We start from the raw sequence: 26,294 nt of genomic DNA, 5'->3' as shown, positions 1-26,294 counted from the left end.
GCGGAGGCGGCGCAGGCGGTGTCGGCCATTGCCGCGGAGGCGGCGAACTCGGAGGGCGCTGCGGGGGCTGCCGGTGTTGCGGGTAATGCGGGTACTGCGGGCACGGCCGGCGTCCCCGACGCGGTGGCCTGAACCACCGCCGCCCGCCTCAGTCCAGCTTCAACGACCCGAGCCGCTGCACGATGAGGTCGTGCAGCGTTTGCGCCGCCACTGAAAGGCTGCCCTCGCGCCGCTGCACCAGGTACAGCGTGCGCGTCAGCGCCGCCACCGGCAGCGGCCTTGTCACCAGCGTTTCGCGCTGGAAGTGGAACAGCGTCAGCGCCGGCACCACGCTGATGCCCAACCCCGCCTCGACCAGCCCCATGACGGTGGCCAGGTGTTCCACCTCGAACACCGCGTTCATGCGCTGCGGGTGCAGCGCCACGTCGAGGGCCTGGCGCACGCTGCTGTTGCGCGCCATCTGCACGAAGGGGTAGGGCGCGATCTTCTTCACCGTCAGGCGCGGCTCGCGCGCCAGCGGATGGTCGGCGCGGCACACCAGGTGAAAGCGGTCGCTGCACAGCTTGCGCGCGCGCAGGTCGCTGTCGGCCGTGCCGCCCGCGCCCGAGGCTGCCAGCGCGAAGTCGGCCTGCCCGTTGCGCACCAGCGCGATGCAGGCGTCGGACAGCGCGTCGTCCAGGTCGACGCGAATGCCGGGCCAGGCCTGCATGAACTCCGCGAACACCGCCGGCAGCCAGCCCGCCGCGAGCGACGGCAGCGCGGCCACGCGCACGCGGCCCTTGCGCCGCTCGACGTGGTCGGCCAGGTCGTCCATGGCGCTGCCCATGTCGTCGAGCAGGCGGCGCGCCGAGCCCTCGAACAGCAGGCCCTCGGGCGTGAGCTGCACGCTGCGCGTGTCGCGGTCGAACAGGCGCGTGCCCACCGCGTCTTCCAGCGTGCGAATCAGCGCGCTGAACGCCGGCTGCGACAGGTGGCAGGCATGCGCCGCGCGCGTGAAGTTGCGGTGCTCGGCCAGCGCCATGAAGGCGCGCAACTGCCGGGTGGAGAGGTCGGGCGTCTTTCGCATGTCTAGAGGAGGGAAGGATGGCGAAGGTGGCCGGCTTTGCTATTTGAAAAGCAGATCAATTGATCCGAACTTTCGATTTTACGGATGATCAGGCGCTGCCTACAGTGCACGCCAATGAACCCTACAGAACCGCCCAGGCTGTTGATCGGTTGCGCCGCCGGCTTCTCCGGCGACCGCACCGACGCCGCGGGGCCCGTGGTCGACACGCTGATCGCGCGGCTCGCCGCCGGGCCAAAGGGCCAGCGCGCCTTTTTGATCTTCGAGACGCTGGCCGAGCGCACGCTGGCGCTGGCCCAGCTGCGCCGCCGCGCCGACCCCGGCGCGGGCTACGAGCCGCTGCTCGACGACATGCTGCGGCCCGTGCTGGCGCGCTGCCTGGCGCACGGCATTCGCATCGTGAGCAACTTCGGCGCTGCCAACCCGCGCGCCGCGGCGCGCCACATCGCCCGCATGGCGCGCGAGCTGGGCGCCGACGCGCCGCGCATCGCGGTGGTGGAGGGCGACGACCTGTCGGGCCCCGCGCACCGCGCGCTGCTGACCGAAGCGCTGGGCGAGCAGATGAACGGGCTGCGCGTGGTCAGCGCCAACGCCTACATCGGCGCGGAGCCCATCGCCGCCGCGCTGGACGCGGGCGCGCAGATCGTGGTGTGCGGCCGCGTGGCCGACCCCTCGCTCACCGTGGGGCCGGCCATGTCGCACTTCGGCTGGCGCGCCGACGACTGGAACCGGCTGGGCCGCGCGACCATGGCGGGCCACCTGCTGGAGTGCGGCGCGCAGGTGTGCGGCGGCTACTTCGCGGACCCGGGCTACAAGAACGTGCCGGGGCTGGCGGCGGTGGGCTTCCCCATCGCGGAGATCGACGCCGACGGCCGCTGCACCATCGGCAAGGCCGACGCCACCGGCGGCCTCGTGAGCGAGGCGACGGTGAAGGAGCAGCTGCTGTACGAAGTGCACGACCCGGCCGCCTACCTGACGCCCGATGTGGTGGCCGACATCTCCGAAGCGGAGGTTCGCGCGCTGCCGGGTGAAGACCGCGTCGAGCTGTTTGGCGTGCGCGGCCACGCGCGGCCGGGCCGCTACAAGGTCAACGTGTGCCATGAAGGCGGCTGGCTGGCCGAGGGCGAGATCTCTTACGCAGGGCCACGTGCGGAAGCACGCGCGCGCCTGGCTGCGGATGTGCTCAGGCAGCGTTTGACGGGCCTTACGTTGCGTGTCGACCTGATCGGCGCGCTGAGCATCTTCGGCGACGACGCCGGCCGCGCGCTGGCCGACACGCCCGACACCGGCCTGCGCGACGTGCGCCTGCGCGTCGCGGCCACGCACACCGAGCGCGCGCAGGCCGAGCGGCTGGCGCGCGAGGTGATGGCGCTCTACACCTGCGGCCCGGCGGGCGGCGGCGGCGTGCGTACCGCGCTCACGCCGCGGCTGAACACGCTGTCGTGCCTGTTGCCGCGCGATGCCATTCCGGTTCACTTCGAGCTGCTGGCTGCGGAGGCCTTGGCATGAACACGACCGACACCGCCACCACTGTCGAGGTGCCCCTGTACCGCGCCGCCCATGGCCGCACGGGCGACAAGGGCGACCGCTCGAACATCAGCGTCATCGCCTGGCACGCCGAGCTGTTCGACGTGCTGGTCGAGCAGCTCACGCCCGAGCGCGTGTCCGCGCAGTTTCGCCACCGTGCGCCGTCGCAGGTGCAGCGCTTCGTGCTGCCCAAGCTGCACGCGATGAATTTCGTGCTCGACGCCGTGCTCGACGGCGGCGTGAACGACGCGCTGAACCTGGACGCGCACGGCAAGGCGCTGTCCTTCCTGCTGCTCGACATGCCCGTTCGCGTGCCGCGCGCGCTGGTGCCCTTGCTGGCGGGGCCGTAGCGGCACGCCTTTCCTTTCTTTCTTTTCACCCATGCCATCCGGAGACAAAACAATGAAACGATTTCCCCTCACCGTGCTGACCGCCGCGCTGGCCCTGGCGCCCTTGCTCGGCCACGCGCAGGCCTTTCCCGAGAAGGCCATCACCTTCGTCGTGCCCTTCGCGGCCGGCACCGCCACCGACCAGATCGCGCGTGCGCTCGGCAACCAGATTGCCACCGAGACCAAGCAGGCCGTCATCATCGACAACAAGGCCGGCGCCAGCGGCTTCATCGCCTCGCAGGCCGTGGCCAAGGCACCGGCAGACGGCTACACGGTGCTCATCACCACCAACACCACGCACGCGGCCAACGAGCATCTGTTCAAGAAGCTGCCCTACGACCCGGTGAAAGACTTCGCACCCGTCGCCGCGCTGGGCAAGGGCGGGCAGATCATGGTGGTGAACCCGTCGTTCCCCGCGAAGAGCGTGGGCGAGTTCATCGCGCTCGCGAAGAAAGACCCGGGCAAGTACAGCTTCGGCAGCGGCAGCTCGTCGAGCCGCATGGCGGGCGAGCTGCTGCAGCAGATGGCCGACATCAAGCTGCTGCACGTGCCCTACAAGAGCAATACGCTGGCCGTGACCGACCTGCTGGGCAGCCAGATCAACATGATGATCACCGACACCGCCACCGGCCTGCCGCAGGTGAAGGCGGGCAAGCTGCGCGCGCTGGGCATCTCCAGCGCCGCGCGCTCGCCGCTGGCGCCCGACGTGCCCACCATTGCCGAGGCCGGCGTGAAGGGCTACGAAATGGGCTACTGGTTTGCCGCCTACGCGCCGGCCAGGACACCGCCCGCCGTGGTCAAGCGCCTGAACGAACTGCTGGTGAAGGCCGCGAAGAGCGAGGCCGCCAGGACCGCCTTCTACGAGCCCACCGGCACCGAGGTGTTCACCACGTCGCCCGAAGAGCTGGGCAAGTTCCAGACGGCCGAGTCGCAGAAGTGGGGCCGCATCGTGAAGGCCGCCGGCATCGAGGCCGAATAGCCGCCGAAGCCCCGCACGCCGTAGCGGAGACCGGCGCCGCCCCCTGACAAGACACAAGACACACAACAGGAGACAAACCATGAAACGCTGGAGCCTTGCGGCTGCCACGGTGGCTTCGGCCGCCCTTTTTCTGAGCGCCTGCGGCGGCAGCGGCGGTGGAGGAGGGGGCGGCTTGCTGCTGCCACCGCCCACCACCACGCCCCCGCCCGTGACCACGCCACCCGTGACCACTGCCGCGCCCCGATACAAGCTCGCCATCACCGCCACCGAAGACGTGCCCGGCACCTTCGGCAGCGCCGGTGCCTACGAGAAGCTCAGCGGCACCTTCACCGGCGAGGTCGACCCCAAGGACCCGCGCAACGCGATCATTCAAGACCTGCAGCTCGCGCCGCTCAATGCCAACGGCAAGGTCGAGTACACGTCCGACTTCGTGCTGTTCAAGCCGAAGGACATGGCCAAGGTCAGCGGCGTGCTGCGCTACGACGCGCCCAACCGCGGCAACATCGTCGCCCTCGACCCGTACTTCGCCTCGCGCGGCTACGTGTTCCTCACGGCCGCATGGCAGGGCGACGTGCCGGCCGGGCCGGGCAAGCTCACGTTGAAAGTGCCGGTCGCGAAGAACCCCGACGGCAGCAGCATCACCGGCACCTACCGCGCCGAGCTGCTGCCCACCGCCGCCACCAACGATTCGCTGCCGCTGCCCGGCGGCCCCTTCAACGCGGCCATGCAGGCCTACGCCACGGCCAGCCTGGACAACACGCAGCCCGGCTACGTGCTCACGCGCCGCGTGAACGAGGGCGACGCGCGCCAGCTCATTCCCGCGAGCGAATGGAAGTTTGCGAAGTGCAATACGGCCACGCCGTTCCCCGGCACGCCCGACGAAACCAGCGTGTGCCTGAAAGACAAGTGGGACCCGGCGTACCTGTACGAGCTGGTCTACATCGCCAAAGACCCGAAGGTCATGGGTCTGGGGCTGGCCGCGTTGCGCGACATGATCGGCTTCTTCCACCGCAGCGCCAGCGATGCGGGCGGCACCGCCAACCCGGTGGCCGCGGCCATCCGCAACACGATTGCATCGGGTGTGTCGCAGTGCGGCAACTTCATGAAGACCTTCGTGCACCTCGGCTTCAACGAGGACACCGCGGGCGCCAAGGTGTTCGACGGCGTGTTCGCGCAGATTGCCGCGCGCCAGACCAACATCAACATGCGCTTCTCGGTGCCCGGCGGCGGCGGCGGCGTGCGCGCCGACCACACGGCCTTCGGCCAGGCCGGTGCGCGGGGCCTGTCGAAGGACTACGTGGACGACGTGGCCCAGCGCCGCGGCGGCATCCTGTCGCGCTGCGAAGCCAGCGGCACCTGCCCCAAGCTCTTCATCGGCTTCAGCGGCACCGAGTTCTGGACCCTGCAGGGCTCGCCGCTGCTCACCGATGCGTGGGGCAGCGTCGACCTGGTGCAGCCCGGCAACGCGCGCATCTACTACTACGCCAGCTCGCACCACCTGCTGGGCCTGGCGTCGGTGCCGGGCGCGGGCGCCGGCGCGCTGTATGCCACCAACGCCAACACCAGCGTCATTCCGGTGGTGCGCGCGCTGTACCAGAACCTCGAAGACTGGGTCGTGCGCGGCACCACGCCGCCCGACAACCAGGTGCCCCGGCTGGCCGATGGCACGCTGGTGCGCCCGCAGCAGGTGAGGTTTCCGGCGATTCCGGGCGCGAGCTACACCGGGCTGGTCAACACCTACTCGCTGCTCGACTGGGGCCCCGGCTACCGCCCGCAGGACGAGAGCGGCATCGCCACGCAGGTGCCGCCGGCCAGGCTGGGCCGCGACTACGCGATATTGGTGCCGCAGGTGGACGCCGACGGCAACGACGTCGCCGGCATCCGCAGCCTGGACGTGGCCGTGCCGCTGGGCACCAACACCGGCTGGAACACCAGCAACGTGCCCGGCCGCATCGACCAGGCGGGGCTGTTCGGCGCGTACTTTCCGTTCGCCAAGACGCCAGCGCTGCGCGCGGGCGACCCGCGCCCGTCGGTGCAGGAGCGCTACGTGGACCAGGCCGGCTATGTCGCCGCGCTCACCTCGGCGGCCAACGACCTGGTGGCCAGGCGCTTCATGCTGCGCGTGGATGCCGACGCGGCAATTGCGAACGCGGTCGCCAACCCGGTGCTGCCGTAGCCGCTGCTAGCCCGCACGCGGGGCCATGTCCGATGTGTGTGACGTGTGTACCGCGAACCCTGTCTGCCCCGGCGCAATGTCGGGCCGCAGCGTGAGCGCGGGAATGTCGTAGTCGCCCGCGTTCTGCGGGCGAAACGCAATCGGCTCGGCGGTGAACAGCGCGTCGAGCCGCGCGCCCAGTTCTTCGGTGATGCGCGCATAGGCCGCCTCGTCCACCTTGTGCGTGCGATGCACCACGAAGGGCGGCAGCACGTCGAAGCCGGGGTAGTAGAGGACGCCGTGCTGAATGGGAAACAGCAGGTCGTCCATCGGCCCGTTGATGCCGCGCGGCGCGTAGTGCGAGGCCCAGCCGCCGGTCGTCACCACCAGCATCGCGCGCTTGCCGGCCAGCGTGCCTTCGCCGAAGCGGTCGCCCCAGTGCGTGTCCGAATGCTCGCCCACGCCGTACGCGAAGCCGTAGGCGTAGATGCGTTCCACCCAGCCCTTCAAGATGGCGGGCATCGAGTACCACCACAGCGGAAACTGCAGCACCACCGCGTCGGCCCACAGCAATTTCTGCTGCTCCGCGGCCACGTCGGGCGTTTGCGTGCCGGCCTCGAACGCGCGCAGCGAATCGAGGGAGGGGTCGAAGCGCGCGGCGGTGTCGCGCGCGGGAAAGTCGTCGGCGTCCAGCGCGGGCTTCCAGCGCATGGCGTACAGGTCTGACACCTGCACCGAATGGCCCGCGGCCTGGAGCCGATCGTGCATGAAGCGGTGCAGCGAGCCGTTGAGCGAGGCGGTTTCGGGGTGGGCAAGAACCAGCAGGATGTTCATGGTTTCACGAGAGGACGAATGAAGAAGCCCGCAGGTTAGGGAATCACGCGATATATTGGAAATGAATAGTCTGAATTCCAGCCATTGCCATGAACAATTTCAGCCGCCTCGACCTCAACCTGCTCGTCACGCTCGACACCCTGCTGGCCGAGCGCAACGTGACCCGCGCCGCCGAGCGCCTGAACCTGTCGCAGCCTTCGGTGAGCGTGCAGCTCGCCAAGCTGCGCGAGGCCTTCGGCGACCCGCTGCTGGTGCCCGCGCAACGCGGCATGCGCCCCACCGCGCGCGCCGACGAGCTGCGCGAGCCGCTGAGGGAAGCGCTCGAGTCGCTGGGCCGCGCGGTGGCGCCGACCAAGCCGTTCGACCCGGCCGAGGCCACCACCACCTGGCGCGTGGCCGCGGCCGACTATGCGGAGTCGGCCATCCTGCTGCCCGCGCTCCCCGGCCTGCGCGCCGCCGCGCCGCACACGCGCCTGGCCGTGGTCGACGCCGTGCCGACGCGCATGGCGCGGCAGCTGGAGCAGGGCGAGATCGACCTGTTCTTCCACACCAGCGTGGGCGCGCCGCCTGGCCTGCACCGCCGCGTGCTGTTCCATGAGCGCTACGTGCTGGCCGGGCGGGCAGGCCACCCGCGCCTGAAGCGGCGCCCCACGCTCGCGCAGTTCTGCGCGCTGGAGCATGTGGTGGTGTCGCTGGGCGGCGGTGGCTTCGCCGGGCCGACCGACGACGCGCTGGCCGAGAAGGGGTTGACGCGCCGCGTGGCGCTGTCGGTGCCGCACTTTCTTTTCATGATGACCGTGCTGGCGCAGACCGACATGGTCGCGATGCTGCCCGAGCGGCTGGCGCGCGGCGCGCCGGGGCTGAAGGTGGTGGAGGCGCCGCTGGAAGTGCCGGGGTACGAGATGGCGATGCTGTGGCACGAGCGCAGGCATCGGGATGCGGGGCATCGGTGGTTGCGGGAGTGGATTGCGGGGAGCTTGTAGCTTCTCTTGCGCTCGAAGTGGTCCAGGAGCCGCAGCGGCGACGACGAGGCCAAAGACTCTCAACATCGTTGAGAGTCTTGGACCCTGCGGGGCCTGTGCGCGGCAAGTTTCACCCCCCTTTGAAAGCCCAAAAAATCTATCCCAAGATAGGAATTAAATCGTGTTACATCGAGGCTACAACCGCCTCGAACCGCTGCATCGGCTCGCACAATCGTGGCTAACCCTTAAGCCAACCCCATCGTGATGCTGCCCGGTACAAGGTCGTCGACACGAATGCTCGACACCCCCGGCAGCGGCTGCGCACACCACGGACGAATGACGATGGCTACCTATGAGTTCACCCGCCGCGAGACGGCCCGATTTGCGGTTGTCGATGCCCACGGCGTGGAGTCCGCCGTCATCCAGTTCACGACCTTCGAGCGCCGCCTGAGCATCAGCAAGGACTACGACCAGGAAACCCCGCGCGGCGTGGAATACGAGCTGGCCGACGGCTCACGCGTGCGCCTGAACGGCAACGGCGACTTCGATGCAGAACTGGGCATACGCCGCTATTTCGTGGTTCGCGAAACCGAGCCGCTGGCCCCGCTTCAGTAAGTCGCCAGCCCCATGCCCCTTCATGAATACGCACGCCGCGAGGCGCTCACGTTCCGTGTGTCGGAGGGCGACGGCAAGCTGCATGCGGTGGTCCAGCTCACGATCTTCGAGCGCCTGCGGCTCAGGACCGGCGAGCTCGTGTATGACCTGCCCGTGAAGGTCGAGCATCAACTGGCGAACGGCGAATCCATCCTCGGCATCGACGCGGAGACCTTCGCTTCTGTCGACGGCATGCGCCGTTATCGGATCGCGGCGGCGTAGCTGCTTTCAATTGCAGCCTGCGCCGCATGCAGGCAGCGGCAGTGCACAGCCGAAGCAAATGCGGCGATGCAAGACAGTGCCTGCATCGCCGCTCGCAGCGTGCGCTTCAGGCCTTCGCGTTGGCCTTGGCCTTCCAATCGCCAGCGCAACGCTCGAAGAGTTCCGACGCTTCCCTCACGAGGTCGGACGCGATCCAGAGCATGTTCTCCAGGTGCGTGGGCCCGTTGGCGCCTGTCCATTCGATGCCTTCGCCGCGGCAGCACCACAGCAGCGATCTCAACTGCTCCAGCTTGTTCTCGAGGAGATCGGCCGCGCCGGGGCCGGCGTGGCCTGCATCGGTGGCCGCAGCCGGGGCCTCAGCGGGCGGTGCAGAAGCAGCTGCTGTGTGAACTGCTGCGGGAGATTCCGGCGTGGAGGGCCGGGCCATAATTCGTTTAGCCATTTGTCGTGCGTTCTTTCAAAGGTTTTGCACTTCAGGTGGTCAGACGGTCGGGGTGCTGTTACGCCCCGGCCGTCGCCTTCTTTGCCTCGCGTTCGCATCCGATGCATGCCGCACCGAAGGCCCGCCGCGAAGCCAGCGGCTCTCTCATTCATTCATTCATTCATTGGTTCGACGTTCTGTGTGTGCGATGCCTTTCGTTGCCCACTGGGCGAAGTTTTGAGTGGTTGGGGCGTCCACTTTAGAGAGGCAATGCGCGGTCGGGGAAACTGAAAGCGCTAGTAAGTCTCAGACGGCGCGAATCAATGGTTGCCCAACGTTGCACGCGCTCGGTGAACACGTCGATCGGGCAAGCGACCCGGCGTGCGCGACGGCATAGGCCATCCGTCGAATGCCCAACAGCCGATGCCCGACCTAGCATCCGACACGTTGCCGCTCCTTTCGACGCCTCCGATGAAAAAGCTCGCCTCCCACATGGCAACGTTTGCCGTCGCCGCCTTGCTCTGCGTGGCCGCGCTCGCCGCCGAACCCGGCAAGGACCACCCGCTGGTCGGTCGCTACGAAGGCGCGGTGCTCGACGGCTACAAGGCCGCGGCGTACGACGAGGTCGGCCTCATCAAGGAGCCGTTCCAGAACTGGGGCGGCGGCAAGCCCGAGCTGCTGCAGGTCGAAGGCAAGGTCACGCTCTACCTCTACAAGCTGCCCAAGGAGCGCTCGCTGCTCGAGGTGCAGCGCAACTACGAGTCGAGCCTGAAGGCCAAGGGCTTCGACGTGCTCTTCACCTGCGGCACGGCCAACGCCTCTTGCTACAAGCCACGCCCCAACAGCGTGGACACCAATACGCCCTACGACTTTGCGCTGGCCTTCGACAACCCCGAGTGGCCGCGGCTGGGCAGCCGTGGCGACTACGCGCGCAACTACTTCGCGGTGAGCGGGCGCTACCTGCTCGCCAAAAAGACCGGGCCCACGGGCACGGTGTACGCCAGCATTGCGCTGGCCGAGCACAACGCCGACGTGGGCAACCACGCCTTCGTGCGCGTGGTGGAAACCAAGGCGATGGAAGACAACAAGATCGTCTTCGTCGACGCCTCGGCCATGCAGAAGAGCCTGGCCGACACGGGGCGCATCAACCTCTACGGCATCCTGTTCGATCTGGACAAGGACGTGATCAAACCTGAGTCGCAGCCCACGCTCGACGAGATGACCAAGCTCATGCGCGGCAACCCGCCGCTGAAGCTGTCGGTGGTGGGCCACACCGACGCGCAGGGCGATGCGAAGCACAACGACGACCTGTCGAAGCGCCGCGCGCTGGCGGTGATTGCGGTGCTGGTGAAGGCGGGGGTGGACCCGCGCCGCTTCACCACGCGCGGGGCGGGCGCGTCGGAGCCGGTGGCGCCGAACGACAACGAGGCAGGGCGCGCGAAGAACCGGCGCGTGGAGCTGGTGCGGCTCTGAACCGCTGCAGCAACTGAACTGCTGAGCAGGTCAGCGCTGCAGCGCGGCGAAGCGATAGCGCCAGTTGCCCGGCGCCGCGTCGACCAGCGCGTTCAGGTGCTTCTGCAGCCGCGAGGCGATGTGCTGCGGCGAGGCGCCGTCGTCCAGCGGCTTGTCGCCCGCGATCTGCGCGATCCACAGGTCGGGGTCGTCGGTGCCGGCTTCTTCGGGCACCTCCCATCCACCGGCCGCGCCCAGCAGGTAGCGCAGGTGGTATTCGATGGCAAAGCCCGGGTCCAGCGCGCCTTCGCGGCGCACGCGGTCCAGCCGCGCGATGGTGGCGGCGAGCATCTGGCTGTCGAAGCTGCGGCCGCCCTCGTCGCTGCACAGCTGCGAGTCTTCGACCGCATGGCCGACCAGCTCGCGCCAGTAGGCCTCGTCGTGCTTGCCGTCGCGCTGCGCCATGTGGCGGCTGGCAAAGCGCGCCATCAGCGCGGCATCGGCGATGAGCGGCGACAGCACCAGGTCGCTGCGAAAGTCGAAGCCGAAGAAGTACATCGTGCCGTCGAGCGTGATGGCCTCGATGGCGCCCACGTGGCCGTCGCGCCCGGCCAGGGGAGGGGGCACGGCGTGGCCGGCGGGCTCGTGCAGCGGACTGGGCGCGGTGTCGGTTTCGGCAGCCCGTGATGCGGCGGGTGATGCAGCAGGAGCCGAGCCGGGGGCCGGGGATTTTTTCCTGAAGAAGTCGAACATCCGAAGATCCTTTGGGAGTTCCAGTGCGCCGCCATGTTCGCACCTCCGTACGCGAGTGCGGCGTTTTCTAGATCACCGGCACGCTCGCCTCTTTCAGCACCCGCAGCACGAAGTGCGACTTGCTGTGCCGGATGCCCGGGATCTTGTAGAGCTTTTCTCGCAGCAGCCGCTCGTAGTCGCGCGTGTCGCGCACCGCGATGCGAATGTAGTAGTCGTAGTCGCCCGACACCAGGTAGGCCTCCTGGATCTCCGGAATGGTCGCCAGCGTGCGGCCGAAGTCGTACAGGGTCTCGTCGGTGTGGCTCTCCAGCGTGACCTGCACGATCACCGAGTCGTGGTAGCCCAGCTTGGCCGGATCGACATCGACCGTGTAGCGCTTGATGACGCCCGTGGCCTCCAGCTTCTTGATGCGCGTCCAGCAGCTGGTGGGCGACAGGCCCACCTCGTTGCCGATGTCTTGCAGCGTCTTGCGCGAGTCGAGCAGCAGCACGCGCAGGATCGCCAGATCGGTCTTGTCAAAAGATCCTTCGCCGTCACCAGGGATTTGCCGATTGATTTTCATGAATCGCGCTCAATGAGCCAAAAGAAAGAAGCATATTTTGCGCGCAAACCGGAAGAATTGACGGCATGCGACTGCTCGACCTACCCCTCACGAACACCCTGTCCCTCCACCCCGAGGCGCCAGCCCGCATCCGCAACGGTGCCGAAGCCCTGCTCGACACGCTGGTCGAGTGCGGCGTGGACACCATCTTCGGCTACCCCGGCGGCGCCGCGCTGCCGCTGTACGACGCGCTGCACGGCGAGCCGCGGCTGCGCCACGTGCTGGTGCGCCACGAGCAGGCCGCCGTGCACGCGGCCGAGGGCTATGCGCGCAGCACCGGCCGGGTGGGCGTGGTGCTGGTCACCTCGGGCCCCGGGGTGGGCAACACCATCACCGGGCTGCTCGATGCAATGAGCGACTCGGTGCCGGTGCTGTGCATCAGCGGGCAGGTGGCCACGGCGGTCATCGGCACGCAGGCTTTTCAGGAGAGCGATGCGCTGGGCATGTCGCGCTCGGTCACCAAGTGGAACAAGCAGGTACGCTCGGCCGACGACGTGCCTTCGCTGGTGCGCCGCGCGCTTGAAATCGCCAGCACCGGCCGCCCCGGCCCGGTGCTGCTCGACGTGCCGAAGGACATCCAGCTCAACCGCCTGGGCCACGCCTCTGAACCGGCGGCGCTGCAGCGGCCCCTTCGTCCGCTGCGCACCAGCCGCGCGCCGCTGCCCCCCCGGGCCATGATGCAGCGCGCCGCCGACCTGCTCTCGACCGCGCGCCGCCCCGTCATCTACGGCGGGGGCGGGCTGGTCAACTCGGGCCCGCAGGCGTGCGAGGCTTTCGTGAAGCTGGTCGAGCTGCTGCACGCACCGTGCACGCTCACGCTGATGGGGCTGGGCGCGTTCCCCGCGTCGGACCCGAAGTTCATCGGCATGCTGGGCATGCACGGCATGCTGGAGGCCAACCTGGCCATGCACGAGGCAGACCTGGTGGTGTGCGTGGGCGCGCGCTTCGACGACCGCGTGACCGGCAAGCTCGACGAGTTCTGCCCGCACGCACGCAAGATCCACATCGACATCGACCCCGGCAGCATCAACAAGGTGGTGCAGGTCGACGTGCCGATGGTGGGCGACTGCGGCGCCATCTTGAGCGGCCTGCTCGACCTGCTGCCCGCCGAGGGCTTCGCGCCCGAGCGGCTGGCGCCGTGGTGGGCGCGCATCGAGCGCTGGCGCGCCGAAGACTGCCTGGCCTTCGCGCCGCGCGAAGACGCGATCCTGCCGCAGCAGCTGATGTCGACGCTGCAGCGCGCCATCGACGCGGGCGGGCGCGACACCATCGTCTCGACCGACGTGGGCCAGCACCAGATGTGGGCCGCGCAATACCTGCGCTTCAACAGCCCGCGCCACTGGCTGACCTCGGGCGGGGCGGGAACCATGGGCTACGGCCTGCCGGCGGCCATCGGCGCGCAGATCGGCCACCCCGAGTCGCTGGCCGTGTGCGTGAGCGGCGACGCCTCGGTGCTGATGAACATCCAGGAGCTTTCCACCGCCGTGCAGCACCGCGCGGGCGTGAAGCTGGTGCTGTGCAACAACGGCTACATGGGCATGGTGCGCCAGTGGCAGGAGCTGAACCATGGCAACCGGCTGAGCCACAGCTGGAACGAGGCGCTGCCGGATTTCGTGGCGCTGGCGAAGGCCTTCGGCTGGGGCGCAAGGCGGGTGTCGGACCCGGCGGAGCTGGAAGAGGCGCTGGCGGAATGCCTGGCGAGCGAAGGGCCGTTCTTTCTGGACGTGCAGGTGGCGGCGCAGGAGAACTGCTTTCCGATGATGCCGTCGGGGCATGGGCACCATCGGGTGATGCTGGCGAAGGACAGGTGGTACGAAGGGGAGTGACGTGTTGTCCCCTCTCCCGCTTGCGGGAGAGGGCTAGGGTGAGGGCAGGGGGCTTGGCAACGTCGCGCGGCCTTCATCGCCGCTCACCCTCACCCCAACCCTCTCCCGCAAGCGGGAGAGGGGGTAATGCATCAGGGCGCAATCAGTAGCATTTGCGCGTTGTTCCCTCTCCCGCTCGCGGGAGAGGGGGTCATGCATCAGGGCGCAATCAGTGGCAATTGCGCGTTGTTCCCTCTCCCGCTTGCGGGAGAGGGCTAGGGTGAGGGCAGGGGGCCTGGCAACGTCGCGCGGCCTCCATCGCCGCTCACCCTCACCCCAACCCTCTCCCGCAAGCGGGAGAGGGAGTAATTCTTAAAGAGCAATTCTTCAGTCCGGCGACCTGCGATACGCCCCTGGCGGCATGCCGAACTCGCTCCTGAAGCACCGGCTGAAATGGCTCGCGTCGCCAAAGCCGTTGCGATACGCGATCTCCGAAACGCTCAGGTGGTCGAGCCTGCGGTTCTGCAGCTCGCTCTTCGCGCGCTCCAGCCGCCGCGCCTTCAGGTACGCGCCGTACTGCGTGCGCTGCGCCTCGAACAGGCGGTGCGCGAGCCGTCGCGAAATGCCCAGCTCCTTGCACACCGCGTCCACCGACAACTCCGGGTCGCCCAGGTGGGCCTCGATGAAGGCCACCAGCCGCTGCCAGCGGTCGCGCTCGCGGCGCTTGCCGTCGGCGGCTTCGTCGTTCACCGTTTCGCAGTAGGTCGCCGCCAGCAGCGACACGAACGACTGCTCTGAAAAATACGCCAGTGCCGGCGCGGCCTGCGGCGTGCCCGCAAACACATGGCCCATGTGCGCGAGGGCGGCCTGCGCAAAGTGCGAATCGGCACGCGCGATCGACGGCACGAAGCGGTCGTGCAAATCCGCGTAGATGCCGAAGAACCGGCCGGCGGGCACGCGCAGCATCACCATCTTGCCGGGCGCGGTCAGCGTGCAGGTGGACGGCAGCCGCGTGGTGCGAAAGGTGATGTCGCCGGGGCGAAACGGCATGCTTATTCCGCCCTGGTCGATGGTGCCTTCGCCCTCCACCGCGATCATCGCCAGCACGTCGCCCATGCCGCCGGCGCTGGCCAGCGCGGTGTCGTGGCGCACCGCGAGCGGGGTCGAAGTGAAGCTGATGGCCAGGCCGCCGCCCACGAGTCGGCAGGCCTCCAGGCTCATGCGCGGGTTGCTGTCCCGCACGCTCATCTCGCCGGGGTAGACCAGCGTGTCGAGCGCGTTCGAGTAGCCCTGCACGTCGCCCGGATAGAAGGGACGGAAGCAGGGCGCGAAGCTCAGTTCGGGTGCGGTGTCGTGGTGCATGGTGGGGCTCCTGCCGTGGGTGCGCACGCTTCGTGCCAGGCGGGCTCGGCGGCTGCAGTCTAGGCGCGCCGCCATCGCGGCGGCGTCGAGACTTTCCACTAGTTGGCACGCCCGATCAATGCGCGTGCGCCCACGCGCAAGAGCAAACCGCGCATCGCTTCCTACATTGGCCCCACCCCGCCAATGAAAGAGGAGCCATCGCTTGACCGATACCGCAAAGACCCCGCCAGGCAGCCTGCAAGACAGCCCGCACGGCAGTCCATCCCCATCCCCGTCTTCTTCCCTAGATGGCCTCAGCTACGGCCACTGGAGCGAGGCCGAGAAGCTCGCCCTCAGCTGCCGCATCCTCGCCAAGGAGGGCCACTCCGAAACCCTGGCCGGCCAGGTGACGGTGCGCCAGCCCGACGGCACCTTCCTGACGACGCCGCTGGCGCATGCCTTCGGCGAGATCCGCGCGCACTCGGTCATGCGCATCGACGACTCGCTGCGCGTGCTGGAAGGCCGCGGCGTGCCCAACCCCGCGGTGCGCTTTCACCTGTGGGTGTACCGGCGCCGGCCCGACGTCAACTGCGTGATCCACACGCACCCACCCTACGTGTCGGCGCTGTCGATGACGGGCGAGCCGCTGCAGGTCGCGCACATGGACGCCACGCCCTTCTTCGACGACTGCGCCTTTCTGGCCGAGTGGCCCGGCCTGCCGATCGCCGACGTGGAGGGCGAGATCATCTCGGCCGCGCTTGGCCAGAAGCGCTGCGTGCTGCTGGCCAACCACGGCTTCCTGGCGGCCACGCCGAGCATCGAGGAGTCGCTGTACCTGTCGGTGCTCATCGAGCGCGCGGCGCGCAACCAGCTCATCGCGCAGTCGGCCTACGGGCGGCTCAAGCTGGTGGACCCGGTGCTGGCGAAGGAGTCGCACGACTTCCTCCTGCAGCGCAGCATCGTCAACGCCAGCTTCGCGATGTTCGCGCGGCAGATCACGCAGGAGCAGCCATGAACACCATCGCCCCGCCGCTGCAGCCGGCCGCCGCTCAGCACCCGCGCCAGAGCATGTGGAAGATCGGTGCCGCCACCATGGTGGGCACGGCCATCGAGGCCTTCGACTTCCTGGCCTACGGCACCGCCGCCGCGCTGGTGTTCAACAAGCTCTTCTTTCCGCACTTCGACCCGACCGTGGGCACGCTGGCGGCCTTCGGCACCTTTGCCAGCGGCATGCTGGCGCGCCCGCTGGGCGGCATCGTCTTCGGCCACTACGGCGACCGGCTGGGCCGCAAGTCGATGCTCACGCTGAGCCTGCTGCTGATGGGCATCTGCACGGTGCTGATCGGCCTGTTGCCCACCTACGAGTCGATCGGCATGTGGGCCGCGCTGCTGCTGGTGCTGCTGCGCATCGGCCAGGGCCTGTCGTTCGGCGGCGAGCTCGGCGGCGCGATGCTGATGGCCGTGGAACATGCGCCGCCCAAGTGGAAGTCGCTGGTCGGCAGCATGCCGCAGATGGGCGCGCCCATCGGCGTGCTGCTGTCGTCGGGGGCCTTCGCGCTGGTGACGCGGCTGCCCGAGGCGAGCTTCCTGAGCTGGGGCTGGCGGCTGCCGTTTCTGGCGAGCGCGGTGCTCATCGTGCTGGGCGTTTTCATTCGCATGAAGGTGCAGGAGTCGCCCGAGTTCATGCAGGTGAAGGTGCACCACAAGACCGCGGCGCTGCCGGCGCGCGAGGTGGTGGTCGCGCACCTGAAGCCCTTGCTGCTGAGCATCGGCGGCAAGCTGGCCGAGGTGACGTTGATCTACACGATCCTGGTGTTCTCCATCTCGTACGCCACCAGCCGCCTGGGCTTCTCGCGCGCCGATGCGCTGCAGGCGCTGATCGCGGGCTCCGCGGCCATGGTGTTCACCATACCGGCCAGCGGCTGGCTCGCCGACAAGGTGGGCGCGCGGCGGCTCTATGTGTTCGGCGGGCTGCTGCTGGCGCTCATGGCGGTGCCGCTGTTCCAGGCCATCGGCAGCGGGTCGCTCACGGCGTACACGGTGGCGATGGTGGTGGCGCTGTCGGTCAACTACCCGCTGATGTTCGCGCCGCAGTCGAACCTGTACGCGGCGCAGTTTCCGCCGGAGCTGCGCTACTCGGGCATTTCCATCGGCATCCAGTTCGCGGCGGCGCTGGGCGGCGGGCTGGCGCCGATCATCGCGGCCACGCTGGTGGCGACGTACTCGAGCATCGTGCCGGTGGGCGTGTATGTCGCGGTGCTGGGGCTGCTGGCGGCGGGCTGCGCGTGGGGGATGCGGCCGACGTCCAACGAGTGAGCGGCATTGCCGGTCACGGATGCCCGTCAGGAATGACCATCCACTCGCATCTGGAACAGGGAAGTACGGCGGTATGCACGCGCCGTGCCCCTCAGGCTGCCACCGGCCTGCGCGGGGATGTAGTCGTCGCGGCAGGCCTGCCCGGCGGAGCCCCGGCGCGGTCGCCGGGGCGCGTGCGTCGAGCTCAGGGCGCCGGAACCGGCGTGACCTTGCGGATCAGATTGCCGTAGGTGTCGGCGACATACAGCGTGCCCGCTGCGTTGACCGTGAGCCCTTGAGGCTGATTGAACGTGGCAGCCGCGCCGATGCCGTCTTGCCCACCCCGAACACCCTTTTGGCCGGCGATCGTGGAGACCACCCCTGCCGGTGTGATCTTGCGCAGCAGGCTGGTACCGAAATCGGCCACGTAGACATTGCCGTCCGCATCGACAGCGACGCCGCGGGGATCGGAGAAAGTCGCGGAGTTACCGGGTCCATCGGTGGCGCCGGGCGTGCCGGTCCCTGCAAGGGTCGTGACCACCCCGGTGGGGGTGATCTTGCGAATTCGATGGTTGCTGCTGTCGGCGACGTAGAGGTTGCCTGACGCATCGATGGCAATGTTGTAGCCGCTCCCGAATTTCGCGGCAGCTCCGGTGCCGTCGGCAAAGCCCGGCGGGCTGCTGCCGGCCAGCGTGGTGACATCGCCAGCCGGGTTGATCTTGCGAACGACGCCGCCGCCGTACTCCAGAACGTACAGATTGCCGGCGGCATCCACGGCCACCGACACGGGCTTGTTGAAGGTGGCGCCGATGCCGTTGCCATCGGTCGAGGCTTTCGTGCCATTGCCCGCCACCGTGCCCACATCGGCCGCCGGCGTGATCTTGCGGATTCGCTGGCCGCCGGCGTCCGCGACGAAGGCGGTGTCGTTCGCGTCCACGGTGAGGCTGGCGAGGTCTTCGAACGACGCGTGGATGCCGTTGCCGTTCACCGTCGAACTGCCTCCATCGCCGGCAAACGTGATGACGTCGCCCTCGGGCGAAATCTTGCGCACGATGATGTTGCCCCAGTCACTGACGAGCAGACCACCATCCTTGGTGACGGCGATGCCCCAAGGCCAAAAGAACGATGCGGTCGCACCCTTGCCGTCTGCGGCGCCCGGGGTGCCGTCGCCGGCGAACCTTTCGACCTTGGCAGCCGCGGCCGAGCAGGCCACGGCGACGTCGCTCACGTCGGCCGAGGCCTTGCCGGTGTCCTTGGTGACGGTGCAGAACTGCCAGAGGGGCTGGGTACGGATGCTGACCTTGTAGTCAGAGCCTTCGACCAGGGTCGTTGCAAAGGTGAACTTGCCATCGGCCGACAGCGTGAGGTCGTCGCCCGCATTGTTCTGCAGCACCAGGCGACCGGTAAGGCCGGTGACCGTGCCGCCGATGGAATGGTTCACGACGGGCGGCACGGTGGCCGGAGGGTTCGGTGCGACCACCGGCAGAAAGCCTCCGCCACCGCCACCTCCACCCCCGCCGCATGACGCCACCAACATGACCGCACCGGCCACGGCACCGATGCGCGCGACCGAACTTGCTTGACTGAACAGCATCTTGACCCCTCTTTATGGTTGTAAGACTCGGCAAAAAGAAGCCCCCTGCCGACGAGCGTGCAGGGGGTTTCTAATTGTCAATTATTGTTAGCAAGCGTGTCAGCGGGTATCCCCAGAATTTGGTATTTCTCGTGGTCGGCCCTGATGTCGGGCGCCAGCAAGGGCGGGGGGCTCGGCAGCATCGCGCAGCCTTCATCGCCGCTCGCCCTCACCCCAACCCTCTCCCGCAAGCGGGAGAGGGAGTAACGCATCGGGGCGGAATCGACCGCTTTGTGTTGTCCCCTCTCCCGCTTGCGGGAGAGGGCTAGGGTGAGGGAGAGGGCGTAGTTCTCACGAGTGCCCGTCCACCCGCATCTGGAACAGGAAGTACGGCGGAATGCACGCGCCGTGCCCCTCGGGCTGCCCATCGGCCTGCGCGCAGATGTAGTCGTCGCGGCACGCCTGCTCGGCGGAGCAGCTGCGCAGGTTGCCGGGGCGCGTGTGTCGCGCCAGGCATTCGCCGAAGGGCTTCTTCGCGGCCAGGCAGCTGTTGAAATCGCTGAGCACGGCGATGCCGCCGCAGGTGCCGTTCTTGTCGTTCGGGTTGCAGGGGCCCGAGCACATGCCGCCGGGGAAGCCGACCGATGTGGTCTCGCACACCGAGGCCGCGCCTTCGCAAGCGATGCGCGGCAGCTTCTGCGCGCGGTCCAGCCACGGGTTGGCCGATGGCGTGATGCGCGTGGGCTCGCAGCGTGCGCCGACCGTGGCCCGCTCGGGCGCGGCGATCGGTGCATCGGGCGCGGCCAGCGGGCGGAACGGATCGGGCCTGGCGGTCAGCAGCGACGCCCGCACGTAGGTGCCGCGCCGCGCCAACTCGTCCTGCACGTGCGGCGAGTGCGGCACGGCCAGCGCGTTGCCCGTGGTGAAGGTGCGCGACGCACCGCGCCGGTCCACGCCCAGCAGGTGAAAGCCCGCGACGGCGCGGCTCTGGTGGCAGCCCGCGCAGCTCAAATCGTCCAGCCGGCGCAGCACGGCCTGGGGCGACGCCAGCGTGCGGCTGCCTTCGACCGCCTGCCATTCGTTCGCCGCGAAAACCTGCGCGAAGGGCTGGTTGGCCAGCCGCTCCAGGCCACGCGGCGCCACCGAGGTGGCCTCGGTCGCCAGGAACTTCTCGGGGATCTGCAGCGTGGCTTCGTCGAGCGCGCGAAGCTGGGCCGGCTGGCGCAGCCATTGCTGCAGTTCCTTGCGCAGCGGCGCGTCGGCTTTCAGCCTGGCGACGTCGGGCGTGTTCTCCAGTGGCGCCACGTCGAAGCGCCTTGCATCGGCGTTCCAGCGGAAGGCGCGCAGCATGTACTCGGCGTGCCCGCCCAGGTCGGGCCGCACCGCCGAAGGCCAGCGCACGCTCTGCAGGTTGGTGGTGATCTGCGAGATGCGCGTGGCTGCGAGCCGCTGCGGCGCGAGCGGTCCCTCGGCCGACACCAGCCAGCGGCCCAGCGCTTCGTCGGGCATCGAAGTGCCTGGCGGCTGCCAGCGTTTCGCGGCGGCGGCGCAACTGCCGTTCGCATCGGGCGCATCGCCGCGCAGTTCGACGTTGACGGTCATCGGCAGGCGCGACTGCATCGCGGCCGTGCGGTACGCCAACCGATACACCAGCCGCATCTCGCCGCAGGCGCCTTGCTGGAACGGGCGGCGGTCCATGCGGTTGGCCACGCCCACCAGCTCGAAATACGCATCGGGGCTCGCGAGCCAGCGCGCGTCGAACAGGCGGTGCGGGTACTTCGAGATGCCGACGCCGGCCTGCTTGTCGCGACGCTGGATGCCGGCCAGGCTCGCGGCGATCGGCTCGGTGATGGAGCGCCACGCGGGCGAGCGCGTCAGCGCCTGGTTGGTCGCGATGCCTTCTGAAGATGCGGGCACATCGCCGACCCAGCGCGCGAAGCCGGCGCCGGATTTTTCGGCGGCTTGCAGCGCGGCGGGCGAAGTGACGAGCAGCACCGGCTCCGCGGCATGAATCGGGGGCGCGGCGAGCAGGAGAGCCAGTGCGAGACCGGCAGGCAGCAGTTTGAAAAATGGCACGCGGACGATTGTGCCGCGCTGCCTCAGGCGGCCTGCGCCTGCGCCTGTGCTTGGGTCTGTGCCTGGGTCTGCGCCTGTTCCATCTGCCGCCGCATGAGCCCGGCGACCGCCACGCTCTGCGCATCGCCCAGCCGCTCCAGCGCGGCGATGACACCGCGGCGGTCTTCTTCGGAGCGGTCCTGGTTGAGCTTGAACTTGCCCTCGAGCACGCGCACCGGAATCTCCACCGCCGCGATCATGTCGAGCCGCGGCGCGACGAAGTCGAAGGGCATCGCGTCGTAGTCCCAGTTGCCGCCGAAGCGCTCGCGCAGCGGCGTGTCGTACACGGCCACCGTGCGCTGCAGCACGGCGTGCACGGCCATGCGGTCTTCCACCACGCGCGGCGTGCCTCGCGCGTGGATGGCGGTGTAGTTCCACGTGGGAAAGGTGCTCTGCTTCACGTACCAGCTGGGCGTGACGAAGGCGTGCGGCCCCTGGAAGATGGCCAGCGCCTCGCCGCCCGCGCACAGGTCGACGTACTGCGGGTTCTTCTTCGACAGGTGGGTGGTCAGCAGGCCGGGGCCATCTGGCGAGTCGTCGTGCGCACCACCTCCTGTATCGAGCAGGAAGGGCAGGTGCGTGGCGTTGACCCCCGAGGGGCCGACGGTGACCAGCGTGGCGAAGCTCCATGCGCGCATGCCGGCATGCAGCGTCGCCAGGTCGGCCTCGATGTAGGGCTTGGGCGTGTACATGCGCGTTCGGCCTCGGCTCAGCGGTTGCACAGCGCGCGCAGCCAGCGCACCGAATCGTCGAAGGCGCGGCCGGCCACGTCGGCGACCGACACGGCTTCCAGAAAGCCGTGGATGGTGCCGGGGTACAGCGTGTCGGTCACGGCCACGCCGGCGTCGCGCAGCGCTTGCGCCATCAGCACGTTGTCGTCGTACAGCGGGTCGCACTCGGTAACCACCATGCACGCGGGCGGCAGGCCGTCGAGCCGCGCCTTCAGGCTGTGCACGCGCGGGTCCGCGGCGTCGCCGGGCCTGCGCAGGTACAGGCCGTAGAACCACACCATCATGTGCAGCGACAGGCCGTACTCGCCCGCGCCGTAGCGCACCACCGATTCGCGGTACAGCTCGGTGCTGTACGCGCCGTAGTTCAGCAGCATGCCGCGCGGCAGTGCGTCGCCTGCGTCGCGCAGCACCAGGCAGGCGCCGACCGACAGGTTGGCGCCGGCCGAGTCACCGCCGATGAAGAGCTGCGCGGGGTCGATGTCGAGCGTGCCCGCGTGGCTTTGTAGCCAGCGCATCACGTCCACGCATTCGTCGTGCGGCTGCGGAAACTGCGCCTCCGGTGCGCGCGTGTAGTCGATGCCGACGACCACCATGCCGGCGCGGCCCGCGTATTCGCGCATCACGCGGTCGTGCGTGTCGAGGCTGAACAGCACGAAGCCGCCGCCGTGGATGTACACCAGCGCGCCCGGCAGCACCCGGTCTTGCGGGTAGTGCACGCGAATGCGCACGCTGCCGTGGCGCGTGGGCACCTGGTGCTCGACGGTGCGCGCCATCTGCGGGCCGCCTTGCGTCCACGGCGCGCGCACCTTCTCCGCGTTGGCGCGGCCTTCGGCGATGGGGATGGTGTGGCGCTTCGGGTAGCGCGCGCCCTCGGCGCCCATGAGCCGCATGAACTCGACGATCTGCGGGTCGAGCGGCGGCGGTGCCGAAGGGTTCTGCCAGCTGTAGGTGGAAGAGGATGGCGTCGGGGTCACGCGAAAGCTTTCTCGGGAACGTTCAGGGGAACAGGCAGGGGCGCGACGCCCGCGGCGGCCAGCGTTGCCAGGGGCCGCGGCGTGGCCGCCAGCAGCGCCTGCGTGTACGCATGCCGCGGGTCGTCGAACACGGCGTCTCGCGCGCCTTGCTCCACGATGCGGCCGCGCTCCATCACGATGACGCGGTCGGCAATCTGCTCGACGGCCGCGAGGTCGTGGCTGATGAACAGGCACGCGAAGCCGTGGTGCGCCTGCAGGCTCTGGAACAGGCGCAGCACCTGCGCCTGGATGGTCATGTCCAGCGCGGACACGGGCTCGTCGGCCACCACGAAGGCGGGCCGGCGCACCAGCGCGCGCGCAATGGCCACGCGCTGGCGCTGACCGCCCGACAGCTCGTGCGGGTAGCGCGCGCCCAGGCCGTCCAGGCCCACTTCGTCCAGCGTCTCGTGCACGCGCTTCAGGCGCGCGGCGGCGTCCAGCGCGGGCAGGTGGCGCAGCGGCTCGGCCACGATGTCGTGCACGCGCATGCGCGGGTCCAGTGAGGAGAACGGGTCCTGGAACACCAGCTGGCAGGCCAGCCTGAAGCGGTGCAGCGCGGCGCGCCCGGCGGTGCGCACGTCTTCGCCGCGAAACAGGATCTGCCCGCTCTGCGACGGCGCCAGCCGCAGGATGGCGCGGCCCAGCGTGGTCTTGCCCGAGCCGCTGCCGCCCACCAGCGCGACCATTTCGCCGGGGTGGATGTCGAGGTCCAGCGTGTCGATCACGCGCTGCGGCGGCTGGCGCTTGAACAGGCCGGCGCGCGCGCCGGGGTAGCTCACGCACAGGCCGCGCACCTGCACCAGCGGCTGCTGTCGCTGCTGCGCCGTGGCTTCGGGCCGGGCGGCCTGGCGGCGCGGCAGTGCATCGACCAGCTTGCGGGTGTAGGCCTGCTTCGGCTCGACCAGGATGGCGGGCACATCGCCGGTCTCCACCAGGTGGCCCTTTTCCAGCACGATGGCGCGCTGCGCATAGCGGCCCACCAGCCCGAGGTTGTGGGTGATGAGCAGCACGGCGGTGCCGTTGTCGCGCGCCAGCTCGACCATCAGGTCGAGCACTTCGCGCTGGCTCAGCGTGTCGAGCGCGGTGGTCGGCTCGTCGGCGATCAGCAGGCGCGGCTTCAGCAGCATCACGCTGGCCAGCATGATGCGCTGGCGCATGCCGCCCGAGAACTCGTGCGGGTAGGCGTGCATGCAGCGCTCGGGGTCGGCAATCTGCACGCGGCGCAGCATGTCGAGAATGCGCGCGCGAATCTCCGGTGCGCCGAGGCTGGTGTGCATGCGCAGTCCCTCGGCCATCTGCTCGCCGATGCGGTGCACCGGGTTGAGCGACACCATCGGCTCCTGGAACACCATGCCGATGCCGGGCCCGCGAAGGGGGCGCATGGCTTTCACGTCCCTGGTGCTCAGGTCTTCGCCGTCGAACACGATGCGCCCGCCGGTCTGCGAGATGCCCGGCGGCAGCAGCTGAAGGATGGCGCGCGCGGCCATGGTCTTGCCGCTGCCCGATTCGCCCACCACGGCAAGGAACTCGCCGGGCTTCACGTCGAAGCTCAGGTCGTGCACCAGCGGCTGGGTGCCGTGGCGCAGCTCGATCTTCAGGTGCTCGACCGACAGCACCGCGGGGTTGGATGGATGGTTCATGCCTTCTCCGTGCGCGGGTCGAGCCGGTCGCGCAGCGATTCGCCCAACAGGTTGATGCCCAGCAGCGTGAGCGCGATGCACAGGCCCGGCACCACGCACAGCCATACGGCCGAGGCCATGTAGGGCCGCGCGCTGGCGAGCATGTTGCCCCAGGTGGGCGCGGGCGGCGGCACGCCCAGGCCGAGAAAGCTCAGCGCGCTTTCCGACAGCAGCACCCAGCCGAACATGCTGGTGGCCAGCACGGCCACGGGCGCCACGCAGTTGGGCAGGATGTGGCGCCACATGGTGTAGAGCTCGCCGTTGCCGATCATGCGGGAGGCCTCCACGTACTCGCGCTCGCGCAGCGACAGCACGGTGCCGCGCACCACGCGCACCACCGAGGGCGCATACGCCAGGCTCAGCGCCAGCACGATGCCCCACTTGTTGGCGCCCACGATCACCATCACGCCCAGCGCCAGCAGCAGGCCCGGAAAGGCCAGCAGCGTGTCGTTGAAGGCCATGAGCACGCGGTCGGTCCAGCCGCGCACGAAGCCCGCGACCACGCCCACCACCAGGCCGATGCCCGTGGCCAGCGTGACCGTGAGCAGCGCGACCAGGCAGCTGGTGGCCGCGCCCTGCATGGCGCGGCTGGCCACGTCGCGGCCGAACTCGTCGGTGCCCAGCCAATGGGCCATGGAAGGGGGCTGCAGCTTGGCGCGCAGGTCGATGCCCAGCGGGTTGTAGGGCGTCCACACGGCCGCCACCACGGCCAGGACCAGCAGCACCGCGATGAGCACGCCGCCGACGAGGGTATGGGTCTTGATCTTCTTCACTGCACCGAGACCCGCGGGTCGAAGAGGGGGTAGCACATGTCCACGAGCAGGTTGATGACCACGTAGATGCATGCGGTGAACAGCAGGCAGCCCTGCAGCACGGGGTAGTCGCGCGCGAAGATCGAATCGATCATCAGGCGGCCCAGGCCGGGCAGGGTGAACACGGTCTCCAGCACCGCGATGCCGCTGAGCAGGTGGCCCAGGATGAGGCCGATCATGGTGAGCGTGGGGTTGAAGGCGTTGGGCAGCACGTGGCGGCGCAGCACCTGCGACTCGGGCACGCCCTTGGCGCGCGCATGCGTCACGTATTCGAGCCGCAATATCTCGATGGTGCTGGCGCGCGACATGCGCGTGAGCACGCCGGTTTCCACCAGCAGCAGCGTGACGATCGGCAAGATCACGTACAGCACGCCCTGCGAGAAGCTCTCCGACAGCGGCACGTAGCCCACCACCGGCAGCCAGCCCAGGTACTGGCCGAAGAACATCAACAGCAGCAGGCCCAGCCAGAAGCTGGGCACCGACAGCATGAGCGTGGCCGCGCCGATGATGGCCAGGTCGGTCGGCTTGTCCTTGCGCCAGGCGGCGACCAGGCCGGCCGGCACCGCGATGAGCGAGGCCAGCGCCACCGCGACCAGCACGATGACGGCGCTGACGTGAAAGCGGTCCCAGATCAGCGGCAGCACCGGCAGGCCGTTGGTGGTCGACACGCCCAGGTCGCCCGCGAGCGCATGGCGCAGCCACACGAGGTACTGCACGGGAAGGGGCTGGTCCAGCCCCATCTGGTGGCGCATGGCCGCGAGCTGCGCGGGGTCGGCGCCTTCGCCGAGCATCAGCAGCACCGGGTCGCCCGGAATGAGCCGCATCAGGGCGAACACCGCGATGGAGACCAGCAGCAGCGTCGGGATCGTCATCGCGATCCGGCGCAGGAGGTAGGCGAGCATGAAGCCGTGGCCCTTC

24 protein-coding genes are annotated in these 26,294 nt (G+C 69.0%); 11 read left to right on the top strand and 13 right to left on the bottom strand.

The annotated features are described in order from the left end of the window. Positions 1-148: 148 nt before the first annotated feature. Entirely contained in the window at positions 149-1,066 is a 918-nt protein-coding gene (locus tag QTI51_RS11765) for a LysR family transcriptional regulator (protein WP_116907212.1), read from the bottom strand. Positions 1,067-1,180: 114 nt separating this feature from the next. Between QTI51_RS11765 and QTI51_RS11760 the strand changes: the two genes are divergently transcribed. From QTI51_RS11760 to QTI51_RS11745, 4 genes are all read left to right on the top strand, one after another. Further along, entirely contained in the window at positions 1,181-2,572 is a 1,392-nt protein-coding gene (locus QTI51_RS11760) for an acyclic terpene utilization AtuA family protein (protein WP_116907213.1), read from the top strand. After that, positions 2,569-2,940: an AtuA-related protein gene (locus QTI51_RS11755; RefSeq protein ID WP_116907214.1), complete on the top strand. Its 372-nt coding sequence runs from the start codon at positions 2,569-2,571 to the stop codon at positions 2,938-2,940. Before QTI51_RS11760 ends, QTI51_RS11755 begins: the two co-directional genes overlap by 4 nt. 52 nt (positions 2,941-2,992) lie before the next feature. Next, positions 2,993-3,958, top strand: coding sequence for a Bug family tripartite tricarboxylate transporter substrate binding protein (locus QTI51_RS11750; protein WP_116907215.1), 966 nt, complete (start codon positions 2,993-2,995; stop codon positions 3,956-3,958). Positions 3,959-4,037: 79 nt separating this feature from the next. After that, positions 4,038-6,134 (top strand): alpha/beta hydrolase domain-containing protein, encoded by a 2,097-nt coding sequence (locus tag QTI51_RS11745; protein ID WP_116907216.1) that lies wholly within the window; start codon positions 4,038-4,040, stop codon positions 6,132-6,134. A gap of 6 nt (positions 6,135-6,140) precedes the next feature. Here QTI51_RS11745 and QTI51_RS11740 read toward each other — a convergent pair whose 3' ends face one another. Further along, positions 6,141-6,947 carry an NAD(P)H-dependent oxidoreductase gene (locus tag QTI51_RS11740; protein ID WP_116907217.1) on the bottom strand — a complete coding sequence of 269 codons (807 nt, stop codon included), beginning with the start codon at positions 6,945-6,947 and terminating at the stop codon, positions 6,141-6,143. A gap of 89 nt (positions 6,948-7,036) precedes the next feature. On the opposite strand from QTI51_RS11740, the gene QTI51_RS11735 reads away from it, so the two are divergent. The 3 genes from QTI51_RS11735 to QTI51_RS11725 all read left to right on the top strand — a co-directional run bounded on the left by QTI51_RS11735 (position 7,037) and on the right by QTI51_RS11725 (position 8,785). Then, complete coding sequence (locus tag QTI51_RS11735) at positions 7,037-7,930, top strand: LysR family transcriptional regulator (protein ID WP_116907218.1); 894 nt, start codon at positions 7,037-7,039, stop codon at positions 7,928-7,930. Positions 7,931-8,203: 273 nt separating this feature from the next. Next, positions 8,204-8,524, top strand: coding sequence for a hypothetical protein (locus tag QTI51_RS11730; protein WP_132748702.1), 321 nt, complete (start codon positions 8,204-8,206; stop codon positions 8,522-8,524). A gap of 12 nt (positions 8,525-8,536) precedes the next feature. Then, the gene (locus tag QTI51_RS11725; RefSeq protein WP_132748706.1) at positions 8,537-8,785 is read left to right on the top strand and encodes a hypothetical protein; all 249 of its coding nucleotides are present in this window, start codon (positions 8,537-8,539) and stop codon (positions 8,783-8,785) included. 106 nt (positions 8,786-8,891) lie between these two features. Here the strand turns inward: QTI51_RS11725 and QTI51_RS11720 are convergent, their stop codons facing one another. Further along, complete coding sequence (locus tag QTI51_RS11720; RefSeq protein WP_116907221.1) at positions 8,892-9,227, bottom strand: hypothetical protein; 336 nt, start codon at positions 9,225-9,227, stop codon at positions 8,892-8,894. A 471-nt stretch (positions 9,228-9,698) separates the two neighbouring features. On the opposite strand from QTI51_RS11720, the gene QTI51_RS11715 reads away from it, so the two are divergent. Then, on the top strand, positions 9,699-10,679 hold the full coding sequence (locus tag QTI51_RS11715) for an OmpA family protein (RefSeq protein WP_116907222.1): 981 nt from the start codon (positions 9,699-9,701) through the stop codon (positions 10,677-10,679). A gap of 30 nt (positions 10,680-10,709) precedes the next feature. Here the strand turns inward: QTI51_RS11715 and QTI51_RS11710 are convergent, their stop codons facing one another. Beyond that, complete coding sequence (locus tag QTI51_RS11710; protein WP_132748709.1) at positions 10,710-11,411, bottom strand: hypothetical protein; 702 nt, start codon at positions 11,409-11,411, stop codon at positions 10,710-10,712. Positions 11,412-11,478: 67 nt separating this feature from the next. Then, positions 11,479-11,973: an Lrp/AsnC family transcriptional regulator gene (locus QTI51_RS11705; protein ID WP_207786605.1), complete on the bottom strand. Its 495-nt coding sequence runs from the start codon at positions 11,971-11,973 to the stop codon at positions 11,479-11,481. Between the two features lie 65 nt (positions 11,974-12,038). On the opposite strand from QTI51_RS11705, the gene ilvB reads away from it, so the two are divergent. After that, entirely contained in the window at positions 12,039-13,838 is a 1,800-nt protein-coding gene (gene ilvB, locus QTI51_RS11700) for a biosynthetic-type acetolactate synthase large subunit (protein WP_116907224.1), read from the top strand. Positions 13,839-14,204: 366 nt separating this feature from the next. Here ilvB and QTI51_RS11695 read toward each other — a convergent pair whose 3' ends face one another. Next, positions 14,205-15,179 carry an AraC family transcriptional regulator gene (locus QTI51_RS11695; RefSeq protein ID WP_165840254.1) on the bottom strand — a complete coding sequence of 325 codons (975 nt, stop codon included), beginning with the start codon at positions 15,177-15,179 and terminating at the stop codon, positions 14,205-14,207. Between the two features lie 202 nt (positions 15,180-15,381). Between QTI51_RS11695 and QTI51_RS11690 the strand changes: the two genes are divergently transcribed. Together QTI51_RS11690 and QTI51_RS11685 are read left to right on the top strand one after the other, a co-directional pair. Further along, complete coding sequence (locus tag QTI51_RS11690; RefSeq protein WP_286515815.1) at positions 15,382-16,173, top strand: aldolase; 792 nt, start codon at positions 15,382-15,384, stop codon at positions 16,171-16,173. Further along, positions 16,170-17,474 (top strand): MFS transporter, encoded by a 1,305-nt coding sequence (locus QTI51_RS11685; protein ID WP_116907226.1) that lies wholly within the window; start codon positions 16,170-16,172, stop codon positions 17,472-17,474. The genes QTI51_RS11690 and QTI51_RS11685 overlap by 4 nt, the downstream gene beginning before the upstream one ends. Before the next feature lie 184 nt (positions 17,475-17,658). Here QTI51_RS11685 and QTI51_RS11680 read toward each other — a convergent pair whose 3' ends face one another. The 7 genes from QTI51_RS11680 to QTI51_RS11650 form a co-directional block, all read right to left on the bottom strand. Beyond that, entirely contained in the window at positions 17,659-19,047 is a 1,389-nt protein-coding gene (locus QTI51_RS11680; protein WP_286515816.1) for an NHL repeat-containing protein, read from the bottom strand. A 330-nt stretch (positions 19,048-19,377) separates the two neighbouring features. Beyond that, positions 19,378-21,102: a hypothetical protein gene (locus QTI51_RS11675; RefSeq protein ID WP_286515817.1), complete on the bottom strand. Its 1,725-nt coding sequence runs from the start codon at positions 21,100-21,102 to the stop codon at positions 19,378-19,380. A 23-nt stretch (positions 21,103-21,125) separates the two neighbouring features. Next, a complete protein-coding gene (locus QTI51_RS11670) occupies positions 21,126-21,833 on the bottom strand; it encodes an FMN-binding negative transcriptional regulator (RefSeq protein ID WP_116907829.1) in 708 nt (235 codons plus the stop codon). 17 nt (positions 21,834-21,850) lie between these two features. Beyond that, on the bottom strand, positions 21,851-22,846 hold the full coding sequence (locus QTI51_RS11665; protein ID WP_286515818.1) for an alpha/beta hydrolase fold domain-containing protein: 996 nt from the start codon (positions 22,844-22,846) through the stop codon (positions 21,851-21,853). After that, entirely contained in the window at positions 22,843-24,525 is a 1,683-nt protein-coding gene (locus QTI51_RS11660; protein ID WP_116907228.1) for an ABC transporter ATP-binding protein, read from the bottom strand. The genes QTI51_RS11665 and QTI51_RS11660 overlap by 4 nt, the downstream gene beginning before the upstream one ends. Then, positions 24,522-25,337: an ABC transporter permease gene (locus tag QTI51_RS11655; protein WP_165840255.1), complete on the bottom strand. Its 816-nt coding sequence runs from the start codon at positions 25,335-25,337 to the stop codon at positions 24,522-24,524. Before QTI51_RS11655 ends, QTI51_RS11660 begins: the two co-directional genes overlap by 4 nt. After that, a complete protein-coding gene (locus tag QTI51_RS11650) occupies positions 25,334-26,278 on the bottom strand; it encodes an ABC transporter permease (protein ID WP_116907229.1) in 945 nt (314 codons plus the stop codon). Before QTI51_RS11650 ends, QTI51_RS11655 begins: the two co-directional genes overlap by 4 nt. Positions 26,279-26,294: the final 16 nt, after the last annotated feature.

The sequence above is a fragment of the Variovorax sp. J22G73 genome (assembly GCF_030317035.1).
GTDB lineage: Bacteria > Pseudomonadota > Gammaproteobacteria > Burkholderiales > Burkholderiaceae_C > Variovorax.
The sequence above is the reverse complement of the archived record's forward strand: the minus strand, read 5'-3'. Positions and strand labels throughout refer to the sequence as shown.

Excerpts from the sequence above, each read along its gene's own strand:
- QTI51_RS11720 (WP_116907221.1), bottom strand. The coding sequence starts at position 9,227 with ATGGCTAAACGAATTATGGCCCGGCCCTCCACGCCGGAATCTCCCGCA.
- QTI51_RS11680 (WP_286515816.1), bottom strand. The coding sequence starts at position 19,047 with ATGCTGTTCAGTCAAGCAAGTTCGGTCGCGCGCATCGGTGCCGTGGCC.
- QTI51_RS11755 (WP_116907214.1), top strand. The coding sequence starts at position 2,569 with ATGAACACGACCGACACCGCCACCACTGTCGAGGTGCCCCTGTACCGC.
- QTI51_RS11715 (WP_116907222.1), top strand. The coding sequence starts at position 9,699 with ATGGCAACGTTTGCCGTCGCCGCCTTGCTCTGCGTGGCCGCGCTCGCC.
- QTI51_RS11725 (WP_132748706.1), top strand. The coding sequence starts at position 8,537 with ATGCCCCTTCATGAATACGCACGCCGCGAGGCGCTCACGTTCCGTGTG.
- QTI51_RS11735 (WP_116907218.1), top strand. The coding sequence starts at position 7,037 with ATGAACAATTTCAGCCGCCTCGACCTCAACCTGCTCGTCACGCTCGAC.
- QTI51_RS11705 (WP_207786605.1), bottom strand. The coding sequence starts at position 11,973 with ATGAAAATCAATCGGCAAATCCCTGGTGACGGCGAAGGATCTTTTGAC.
- QTI51_RS11710 (WP_132748709.1), bottom strand. The coding sequence starts at position 11,411 with ATGTTCGACTTCTTCAGGAAAAAATCCCCGGCCCCCGGCTCGGCTCCT.
- QTI51_RS11695 (WP_165840254.1), bottom strand. The coding sequence starts at position 15,179 with ATGCACCACGACACCGCACCCGAACTGAGCTTCGCGCCCTGCTTCCGT.
- QTI51_RS11650 (WP_116907229.1), bottom strand. The coding sequence starts at position 26,278 with ATGCTCGCCTACCTCCTGCGCCGGATCGCGATGACGATCCCGACGCTG.
- QTI51_RS11765 (WP_116907212.1), bottom strand. The coding sequence starts at position 1,066 with ATGCGAAAGACGCCCGACCTCTCCACCCGGCAGTTGCGCGCCTTCATG.
- QTI51_RS11730 (WP_132748702.1), top strand. The coding sequence starts at position 8,204 with ATGCTCGACACCCCCGGCAGCGGCTGCGCACACCACGGACGAATGACG.
- QTI51_RS11660 (WP_116907228.1), bottom strand. The coding sequence starts at position 24,525 with ATGAACCATCCATCCAACCCCGCGGTGCTGTCGGTCGAGCACCTGAAG.
- QTI51_RS11670 (WP_116907829.1), bottom strand. The coding sequence starts at position 21,833 with ATGTACACGCCCAAGCCCTACATCGAGGCCGACCTGGCGACGCTGCAT.
- QTI51_RS11750 (WP_116907215.1), top strand. The coding sequence starts at position 2,993 with ATGAAACGATTTCCCCTCACCGTGCTGACCGCCGCGCTGGCCCTGGCG.
- QTI51_RS11760 (WP_116907213.1), top strand. The coding sequence starts at position 1,181 with ATGAACCCTACAGAACCGCCCAGGCTGTTGATCGGTTGCGCCGCCGGC.
- QTI51_RS11740 (WP_116907217.1), bottom strand. The coding sequence starts at position 6,947 with ATGAACATCCTGCTGGTTCTTGCCCACCCCGAAACCGCCTCGCTCAAC.
- QTI51_RS11685 (WP_116907226.1), top strand. The coding sequence starts at position 16,170 with ATGAACACCATCGCCCCGCCGCTGCAGCCGGCCGCCGCTCAGCACCCG.
- QTI51_RS11745 (WP_116907216.1), top strand. The coding sequence starts at position 4,038 with ATGAAACGCTGGAGCCTTGCGGCTGCCACGGTGGCTTCGGCCGCCCTT.
- ilvB (WP_116907224.1), top strand. The coding sequence starts at position 12,039 with ATGCGACTGCTCGACCTACCCCTCACGAACACCCTGTCCCTCCACCCC.